Source organism: Mordavella massiliensis (assembly GCF_016901695.1).
Classification (GTDB): Bacteria; Bacillota; Clostridia; order Lachnospirales; family Lachnospiraceae; genus Claveliimonas; species Claveliimonas massiliensis_A.
In genome coordinates this window covers 1-8756 of record NZ_JACJKS010000033.1, presented here as the reverse complement: position 1 = coordinate 8756, position 8756 = coordinate 1, and the positions used below count along the sequence as shown (strand labels likewise).

11 protein-coding genes, 2 tRNA genes, 1 pseudogene and 1 riboswitch are annotated in these 8756 nt (G+C 56.9%); all 14 genes and pseudogenes read left to right on the top strand.

The window, feature by feature from the left end; all coding sequences use genetic code 11:
- A pseudogene (locus tag H6A20_RS12780) lies at positions 1-269 on the top strand (hypothetical protein); the annotation flags it as partial.
- A 62-nt stretch (positions 270-331) separates the two neighbouring features.
- Positions 332-892: a VanZ family protein gene (locus tag H6A20_RS12775; RefSeq protein WP_204907487.1), complete on the top strand. Its 561-nt coding sequence runs from the start codon at positions 332-334 to the stop codon at positions 890-892.
- A 110-nt stretch (positions 893-1002) separates the two neighbouring features.
- Positions 1003-1075, top strand: a tRNA-Gly gene (locus H6A20_RS12770).
- Between the two features lie 122 nt (positions 1076-1197).
- A riboswitch (THF riboswitch) is annotated at positions 1198-1298 on the top strand.
- Positions 1299-1363: 65 nt separating this feature from the next.
- A complete protein-coding gene (locus tag H6A20_RS12765; protein WP_204907486.1) occupies positions 1364-1933 on the top strand; it encodes a folate family ECF transporter S component in 570 nt (189 codons plus the stop codon).
- A gap of 42 nt (positions 1934-1975) precedes the next feature.
- On the top strand, positions 1976-2380 hold the full coding sequence (locus H6A20_RS12760) for a MarR family winged helix-turn-helix transcriptional regulator (RefSeq protein WP_338106717.1): 405 nt from the start codon (positions 1976-1978) through the stop codon (positions 2378-2380).
- Between the two features lie 125 nt (positions 2381-2505).
- Complete coding sequence (thyA, locus tag H6A20_RS12755; RefSeq protein ID WP_204907484.1) at positions 2506-3354, top strand: thymidylate synthase; 849 nt, start codon at positions 2506-2508, stop codon at positions 3352-3354.
- Positions 3355-3381: 27 nt separating this feature from the next.
- Positions 3382-3882 carry a dihydrofolate reductase gene (locus H6A20_RS12750; protein WP_204907483.1) on the top strand — a complete coding sequence of 167 codons (501 nt, stop codon included), beginning with the start codon at positions 3382-3384 and terminating at the stop codon, positions 3880-3882.
- Positions 3879-5126 (top strand): glycosyltransferase family 4 protein, encoded by a 1248-nt coding sequence (locus tag H6A20_RS12745; protein ID WP_204907482.1) that lies wholly within the window; start codon positions 3879-3881, stop codon positions 5124-5126. Before H6A20_RS12750 ends, H6A20_RS12745 begins: the two co-directional genes overlap by 4 nt.
- A gap of 7 nt (positions 5127-5133) precedes the next feature.
- On the top strand, positions 5134-5787 hold the full coding sequence (locus H6A20_RS12740; protein WP_207750418.1) for a PHP-associated domain-containing protein: 654 nt from the start codon (positions 5134-5136) through the stop codon (positions 5785-5787).
- Positions 5788-5866: 79 nt separating this feature from the next.
- Positions 5867-5939: transfer RNA gene (locus tag H6A20_RS12735), tRNA-Gly, on the top strand.
- Between the two features lie 191 nt (positions 5940-6130).
- Positions 6131-6478 (top strand): 50S ribosomal protein L19, encoded by a 348-nt coding sequence (gene rplS, locus H6A20_RS12730; protein WP_204907480.1) that lies wholly within the window; start codon positions 6131-6133, stop codon positions 6476-6478.
- A 141-nt stretch (positions 6479-6619) separates the two neighbouring features.
- Positions 6620-7135, top strand: coding sequence for a signal peptidase I (gene lepB / locus H6A20_RS12725; RefSeq protein ID WP_338106716.1), 516 nt, complete (start codon positions 6620-6622; stop codon positions 7133-7135).
- A 19-nt stretch (positions 7136-7154) separates the two neighbouring features.
- The gene (gene ylqF / locus H6A20_RS12720; protein ID WP_204907478.1) at positions 7155-8003 is read left to right on the top strand and encodes a ribosome biogenesis GTPase YlqF; all 849 of its coding nucleotides are present in this window, start codon (positions 7155-7157) and stop codon (positions 8001-8003) included.
- A gap of 44 nt (positions 8004-8047) precedes the next feature.
- Positions 8048-8611, top strand: coding sequence for a signal peptidase I (gene lepB, locus H6A20_RS12715; RefSeq protein ID WP_204907477.1), 564 nt, complete (start codon positions 8048-8050; stop codon positions 8609-8611).
- The last annotated feature ends 145 nt before the right edge of the window (positions 8612-8756 follow it).

Sequence of the window (8756 nt, the reverse complement as noted above, 5' to 3'; positions counted from 1 at the left end):
GTGCGATCCGGGAATGCATCGGGGAGGGGATCCTGGCGGAGTTTCTGGAGAAGAACCGTGCGGAGGCGAGGAAGATGAGTATCTACGAATATGATCAGGAGAGACATATAAGGCAGGAGCGGGAGCAGTCCTATGAGAAGGGGCTTGCGGAGGGCAAGCGCAGTATGGCGGTAAATCTGGCCCGGTCCGGGATGCCGGCAGAGGAGATCGCCCGGATAGCAGAGACGGACGCTGATCTGATCCGGGAGTGGATCCGGGAACAGATTTGACATCTCTGCCGAAAAGTATTACCCTTGTCAGTATCCGGAATACGGGCAGGGGAGTGTGAAGTATGTGGATGAAGGAAGTGCTGGCTGCCGTGTTTGACAAGGCGGTCTGGTTTCTTAAGTTATACGTTGAGCAGTACAAGGGGCTGCTTCTGTTTATCGCAGCCTTTGTGCTGCTGTATGTGTTTTTCATGCATTGGATCAATGTGCGGTTTCTCAACCGGCTGCGGCAGCCGGCGGCTCTGATCAGCCTTGCTGTAGAGCTGCTTGCCATCGCGTCTTTTACGCTTCTGTTCCGGGAGGCGGGGACCCAGAGGCGGTATGAGCTGGAACTGTTCTGGTCGTACAGGACATGGATTTTTGGAAAGAGTGTTGCGCTGGGGATGGAGATCCTCAACAATATCCTGCTCTTTTTCCCGCTTGGCTTTGTGATCACGGACGCGCTGAAGAGATGTTCGTTTGCGGGCGTCCTTTTTCTCTCCGGTTTCATCAGTTGCCTGGTGGAGTTCAGCCAGTATTACTTCCGGCTGGGGCTGTTTGAGTTCGACGACATCTTCAATAACGTGCTGGGCGCTCTGGCGGGCTGGTGCGTGTTCCACATGCTGAAAGGCTCCCGGTCCCGGTGACGTCCTCCTCCCTGTAAAGACCCTTTTGTAAAGAGAAAAAAGGTGTTGACATCTCTTCAAAACTATAGTATAGTATCATTTGTTCCCGGTAAGTTCCGGGAACGGCATATGCGACAGTGGCTCAGTTGGTAGAGTACGACCTTGCCAAGGTCGGGGTCGCGGGTTCGAGCCCCGTCTGTCGCTCTTGAAAGACACAGTGTGATGCTGTGTCTTTTTTGTACGTGTGCCTGGCGGCGGGGCAAAGTCCGGGATTGTACCCCGGGGGAAAGTGTGCTACAATAAGGGCGTACAGAGAAAACAGAAGAAGCAGAGTAGGAAGATGCGCGTCAAGTGCCGGATGGACGGGGAGTTGCCAGCCGGACGAAAAGCAGGAGAGCTTGCGGTGCATGTTCCGCATCCCGCTGCTACACATAGACAGAATACCTGCTTATGGGTAGCTTTACGGACTACTGCGAAAGGAGGTATTTTTTTATGAAGAAACGGTTGCAGATGTTTGCGGACTCCGCAGGAGAGATGCAGGATGTGAGAAACCTGTCCGTCATGGCCATGATGCTGGCTCTGGGCGTAGCACTGGGCTTTTACGCCACGGTGCAGGTGGGGGACTACTTAAAGATCGGCTTCGCCTTCATCCCCAACGAACTGACGGGCATGCTGTTCGGGCCGGTGGCCGGCGGCGTGGTGGCGGCGCTGGCGGACATTGTAAAGTATCTTGTGAAGCCGGCGGGTGCATTTTTCCCCGGCTTTACGGTGAGCGCCCTCATAGGAGGCATGATCTACGGGGCGGTGCTCTACAAAAAGCCGCTCAGCCTGAAGAGGATCATCGCGGCCAATACGCTGGTGACGGTGTTTGTCAATCTCCTGCTGAACACGTACTGGCTGACCGTGCTTTACGGGAACGGGTTCGCGGCCCTTCTGCCGGCCAGGATCGTCAAGGAGGCGCTGCTTCTGCCGATCGACATCATCCTCTACTACACAGTGGCGAGGGTGCTGGGGAAGGCGGGCGTCTTTCGGATGTTCTCCGGCAGCGCGGCGGCAAGATAGGGAAAGGACAAAACGATGCAGGAAAAAAGACCGCTTGGTTTCATGTTCAAACAGATCCATAACGTGTATGAGAAAGAGGTGAACAGCCGGCTGCGCTCGCTGGGGATCACGGCGTCCCAGTGCGCGGTTCTTGATTATCTCTTCCACAGCCAGAAGGAGGAGATCAACCAGAAGGATGTGGAGCGGGCCCTGAGCCTTAAGAACCCGACGGTGACCGGCCTTCTGAAGCGGCTGGATGAGAAGGGGTACATCCTGATCGTGCCAAGCACGAAGGACAGACGGTGCAAGAACATCTATCTGACGGAGAAGGCGTACGATATCCGGCGGCGGATGGAGGCGGACCGGAAGAAGATCGACAGGAGGCTTACGCTTGGCATGACGAAGAAGGAAGTGCAGGCGCTCCGGAAGATGCTGGACAAGGTGCTCTACAATGTGTCGGATCCCTAGCGGCAGGGAAGGCGGTACGGCTTTGGCTGTGCCGTTTTTTGCGTTGAACAAGAGGCGGTATACTGCTATAATAACCATAGTGTTTCCGCGTGGGAGAAAGCGCGGACAAAGAACGGAGGAAAGATATGAGTTACGCGGACAGGATCTTCATTGATATGTGCAGGGATATCATAGACAACGGCACCAGCACGGAGGGCGAGAAGGTGCGCCCGGTGTGGGAGGACGGGACGCCCGCCTACACGGTCAAGAAGTTCGGGGTGGTGAACCGGTACGACCTCTCCAGAGAGTTTCCGGCCCTCACCCTGCGGCGCACGGCCATCAAGAGCTGTACGGATGAGCTTCTCTGGATCTGGCAGAAGAAATCCAACAACATCAACGACCTCCACTCCCATATCTGGGACAGCTGGGCGGATGAGAACGGATCCATCGGCAAGGCCTACGGCTACCAGATGCAGGTGAAGCACCAGTATAAGGAGGGGATGATGGACCAGGTGGACCGGGTGATCTACGACCTGAAGCACAATCCCTACAGCAGGCGCATCATGACGAACATGTACGTGCACCAGGATCTCCATGAGATGGGGCTCTACCCGTGCGCCTACAGCATGACCTTCAACGTGACAAAGGAGAAGGGGAGCGACAGGCTCAGGCTGAACGCCATCTTAAACCAGCGCTCCCAGGATGTGTTGGCGGCCAACAACTGGAACGTATGCCAGTACGCGGTGCTGGTCCACATGCTGGCCCAGGTGTGCGGCATGGAGGCCGGCGAACTGATGCATGTGATCGCGGACGCCCACATCTATGACAGGCACATCCCGCTCATCGAGGAGCTGATCGCCAGGGAGCCGCTGCCGGCGCCGAAATTCTGGCTCAATCCGGAGGTGAAGGACTTCTATGACTTCACACCGGATGACGTGAAGCTCATCGATTACCAGACTCATGAGCAGATCAGGAACATACCGATCGCCGTGTAAAATCCAGGAAAAAATAAGGAGGATGCTATGAATCTCATCGTTAATGCAGACAGGAACTGGGCCATCGGAAAAGACAACAAACTTCTTGTGAGCATTCCCCAGGACATGAAGTTCTTCCGCGAGATGACCACAGGCAAGGTGGTGGTCATGGGGCGCAGGACGCTGGAGAGCTTTCCCGGCGGCCGGCCCCTCAAGGACCGCACCAACATCGTGCTCACGTCGGACCGGGCCTACGAGGCGGAGGGGGCGGTCATCGTCCACTCCATGGAGGAACTGCTGGAGGAACTGAAAAAGTACCCGGCTGACCAGGTCTTCGTCATCGGCGGGGAGAGCGTCTACCGGGCCCTCCTTCCCCTGTGCGGGACAGCCTACGTCACGCGGACGGACCAGGCCTACGATGCGGACACCTGGTTCCCGGACCTGGACGCGGATCCGGAGTGGAAGCTGACGAAGACGAGCGACGAGCAGACGTACTTTGACCTGGAGTACTACTTTACTGTCTATGAAAGGATCGCAGGCGGAAGATGAAGATACTGAGTGTGACGGCGCAGAAGCCGGACAGTACGGGAAGCGGCGTCTACCTGACGGAAGTGGTGAAGGAACTTCACCGGGAGGGGCATGAGCAGGCGGTCCTTGCAGGCGTTTACCGGGAGGACGCGGTGCGCCTTCCGGAGGGAGTGCGGTTTTTCCCGGTGTATTTTAAGAGTCCGGACCTTCCCTTTCCCATCCCGGGCATGTCGGATAAAATGCCCTATGAGAGCACCGTCTACCGCACCATGGACGGGGAGATGACAGCAAGATACATGGGCGTCTTCCGGGCCCGGATCCGGGAGGCTGTGGAGGCGTTCCGGCCGGATCTGATCCTCTGCCATCATCTCTACCTTGTCACAGCGCTTGTGCGGGAGAGCGTGCCGGATATCCCGGTCTATGGGTTCTGTCACAACACGGATCTCAGGCAGATGAGGAAACACGGCCTGCAGAGGGCGTTTATCCTGGAACAGACCGGCAGGCTGGATCGGATCTGCGCCCTCCACGAGGCGCAGAAGAAGGAGATCTGCCAGATCTATCCCGTGGAGGCGGATAAGATATGCATCGCCGGCGTGGGCTATAACGGGGAGATCTTCCATATTGATCATAAGGTTAAGAATAAGGGGAGCCGGAGCGGGAGCCGGCTTGTGTACGCCGGCAAGATCAGCCAGGAAAAAGGTGTGGCGAGCCTGCTGCGCGCGCTGGCGCTTGTGGAGGAGCGGGGCGAACCTGCCGCGCTCACCCTGGCCGGGGGAAACGGCGACGCAAAGGAACTGGAGCAGATCCGCGCACTGGCAGCGCGCTGCCCGGCGTCCACCGTGTTCACCGGACGCCTTTCCCAGGAGGAGCTGGCGAAGGTGTACAACGAGGCGGACGTATTTGTCCTTCCCTCTTTCTACGAGGGACTGCCCCTCACGGTGATGGAGGCGCTGGCCTGCGGCTGCCGGGTTGTGGTGACGGATCTCCCGGGCATCCGCCCCTTCCTGGAGGCGTATGTGCCAGGGGCGCCGGTCTTCTATGTGAGCCCGCCCCGGATGCAGGATACGGACATGCCTCTGGCTGCGGACCTGCCTGCTTTTGAAGCGCGTCTGGCCCGGCAGATCGGGGCGTGCATTGCGGCGGGAAAAGGCGGGGAGCGGACATGCCCGGACCTGTCAGAGATCTCGTGGCGGGCTGTCTGTGCAAGGATCCTGCAGCGGGGGGACGAGAAGGAAAAAGAAAGGGGAGAGGGACGTGTTTATTGATCTTCACATGCATGAGATGCGCAATTCCAAAGACAGCTTTCTGACGCTGGAGGAGATCGTGGAGATAGCAAAGCGAAAAGGACTTGGGGGCATCTGTATCACAGATCACGACAATATGGACATCCGGGATTTTGCGGCGGAGTATTCCCGCAGGACGGGCTTCCGTATTTTTACCGGGATCGAGTACTATTCCCTGCAGGGGGACATCGTCGCCTACGGGATCCGCTACTATCCGCGGGAGAGGATCAGCGCCCAGGCCTTCATCAATCTGGTGCGGGAGCAGGGCGGCGTCTGCTACAGCGCTCACCCCTTCCGGAACAACCGGCGGGGGATGGAGGAACATCTGGACGAGGTGACCGGGCTTTCGGCTATCGAAGTGCTCAACGGAAGCACCCACCGGGATGCCTGCCTGACTGCGGCTGCCTATGCGAGAAAGCTGGATCTCATCCCCGTGGGGGCCAGCGACTGCCATGTGCCGGAGAAGGTGGGCGTGTGCGCCACGTATTTTCCCATGGAGATCGAGACGGAGGCGGATCTTGTGAAGGCGTTTCGGACCGGCGGCATGAAGCCGGCCTGGTATGAGAACGGTTCCTACCATGTGGTGGATATCCACGGGCCGGAGAGGGAGTTCCCGGACGAGGTCTGGATGCATGTAAAATAATATAAAAAAAGTGTTGACATTTTTAAGACCATGTAGTATATTAATTTTTGTTCCCGGTAAGTTCCAGGGAACAAATGATGCGACAGTGGCTCAGTTGGTAGAGTACGACCTTGCCAAGGTCGGGGTCGCGGGTTCGAGCCCCGTCTGTCGCTCTTGGGAAGCACAGCGAAGGCTGTGCTTCTTTTGTACACTGCGGAGCAAATTTTTCTTGCATTCCCTCTGTACATATGGTATGATAAAATGCGTTGTGAGAAGAAAGAGATGGTCCTCTGATACGCTCCCGCGCGTGCGGCGGGAATAGAAGAATGTATTAAGAACGTCCGAATAATAAGGAGGTCACACAATGAACGACATCATCAGGAACATTGAGGCTGCACAGCTCAAAGAGAATGCGCCGGAATTCAGAGTTGGCGACACTGTAAAGGTGTACGGCAAGATCAAAGAGGGTAACCGTGAGAGGATCCAGGTCTTCGAGGGAACAGTCCTGAAGAAGCAGGGCGGAAGCACAAGAGCTACCTTCACAGTGAGAAAGAACTCCAACGGCGTTGGCGTTGAGAAGACATGGCCGCTCCACTCTCCGAACGTGGAGAAGGTTGAGGTTGTCCGCAAGGGTAAAGTAAGAAGGGCGAAACTGAACTACTTAAGAGACCGCGTGGGCAAGGCAGCAAAGGTAAAAGAGTTAGTAAAATAAGAAAACAAAGAGGAAGGGACAAATACAGACTGTATCTTGTCCCTTTTATGCTATATGAAGGAATCACGTATGAGAGGACTCAGATTCAGGAGAAGACGCAGAAGAAGAAGGATACATTTTGAGATCAGGATGCTAAGGCCCGTGGCTCTGTGGGCAGGCAAGATCGCGATCGTGTGCCTGTTTGCCTTTGTCTTTGTCTGGTATTTCGGACAGAGAGTCGCAGTGGTGGGGGATTCCATGAGCCCCATCCTGAGCAACGGGGACGTCACGCTTGTGAACCGGATCGTCTACGACGCCACGGCCCCGAAGCGGGGGGACATCATTGTCTTCCAGCCGAAGGGGAACGAGAATTCCCACTATTACATCAAGCGGATCATCGGTCTTCCGGGGGAGACGGTGCAGATCCTGGAGGGAGATATCTATATTGACGGTGAGAAGCTCGAGGAGGACTACGAGGTGAGCGAGATCTCAGATCCCGGGACTGCGGTGGAGGAGATCACGCTGGCGGGGGACGAGTTCTTCGTCCTCGGGGACGACCGGGAAAACAGTGAGGACAGCCGCATGCCCGATGTGGGGAATGTGCGCAGATCCTACATCTACGGGAAGGCGTGGTTTGTCGTCTCCCCGTGGGAGCATTTCGGATTCGTTCATTCATAGATGAGAACAGGAGGAACCTATGCATTTTCAATGGTACCCTGGTCATATGACGAAGGCAAAGCGTATGATGCAGGAAAATATAAAACTGATCGACCTGGTGATCGAGCTTGTGGATGCCCGGATCCCGGTGAGCAGCCGCAATCCGGACATCGACGAGCTGGGGAGGAACAAGGCCAGGCTCATCCTCCTCAACAAGGCGGACCTGGCGGAGGAGAAGTGGAACGACGCCTGGACGGCGTATTTTGAAGGACAGGGATATGCCTGCGTGAAAGTCAACTCCAAAAAGGGAGGCGGTGTGAAGAGCATCCACTCCGTCATCCAGGAGGCATGCAAAGAAAAGATCGAGAGAGACAGGAAGCGGGGGATCCTGAACCGTCCCGTGCGGGCCATGGTGGTGGGGATCCCCAATGTGGGGAAATCCACTTTTATCAACGCGCTGGCGGGGAGAGCCTGCGCCAGGACGGGCAACAAGCCGGGCGTGACGAAGGGAAAGCAGTGGATCCGCCTCAACCGGAGCGTGGAGCTTCTGGATACTCCGGGCATCCTGTGGCCGAAATTCGAGGACCAGTCCGTGGGCATGAAGCTGGCCTTTATCGGCTCCATCAAAGACGAGATCCTGCAGCGGACGGAGCTGGCGGCGGAGTTCATCCGCTTTATGCAGCAGTCCTACCCGGGCGTGCTGGCGCAGAAGTATGCCATCGGGGAGGATACAGGCGTGTGGGAGGTGCTGGAGCGCATCGCGGTCAGCCGGCACTGCCTCGTGCGGGGCAGCGAGCCGGACCTGGAGAAGGCGGCCGGCCTTCTTCTCGACGACTTCCGGGACGGGAGACTTGGCAGGCTGACTCTGGAATATCCGGACCAGTTGTGATAGAATTTGAGCTGACGAAAGAATGTAAAGGCAGGATGAGTGAAATGGCACGACGAAGACGCAAAAAGGAGCACGGGGTGATCCGGGAGCTCTTTGGATGGATCCTGTATATACTGATCATTATCGGGCTGAGCTATCTGATCATCACCTATGTGGGACAGCGGACCATGGTGAGCGGCCAGTCCATGGAGCCGATGCTCAGCAACGGCGACAATCTGATCGTGGATAAGATCTCTTACAGGTTCCGGGATCCCCAGAGATACGACATCATCGTGTTCCCTTATAAATATGAAGAAGATACCTACTACATCAAACGGATCATCGGCATGCCGGGGGAGACAGTGCAGGTGTCAGGCGGGTACGTGTACATCAACGGGCAGCTGCTGGAGAGCGACATCTACGGGGCGGAGCCCATGGAGAACGGACAGATGGCCGAGGAACCCATCACCCTGGGAGCGGACGAGTACTTTGTGCTGGGGGACAACCGCAACCACAGTTCCGACAGCCGGGACCCGAGCGTGGGCGTCCTGAAGCGCAGCGATCTGCTGGGAAGAGCCTGGGTGCGGATCTATCCCTTTGACAAGATAGGATTTATCAGACATGAATAAGAGAGAAGAAGAAAAGAAGCGAAGGCAGGAAGAGAAGCTCGCAAAAGAGCTGGCGCGCCTGGACGCCATGAGCGTCTATGAGAAGGAGTACGCTTCCCTCGGCGCGGTGTGCGGCATCGACGAGGCGGGGCGGGGGCCCCTGGCG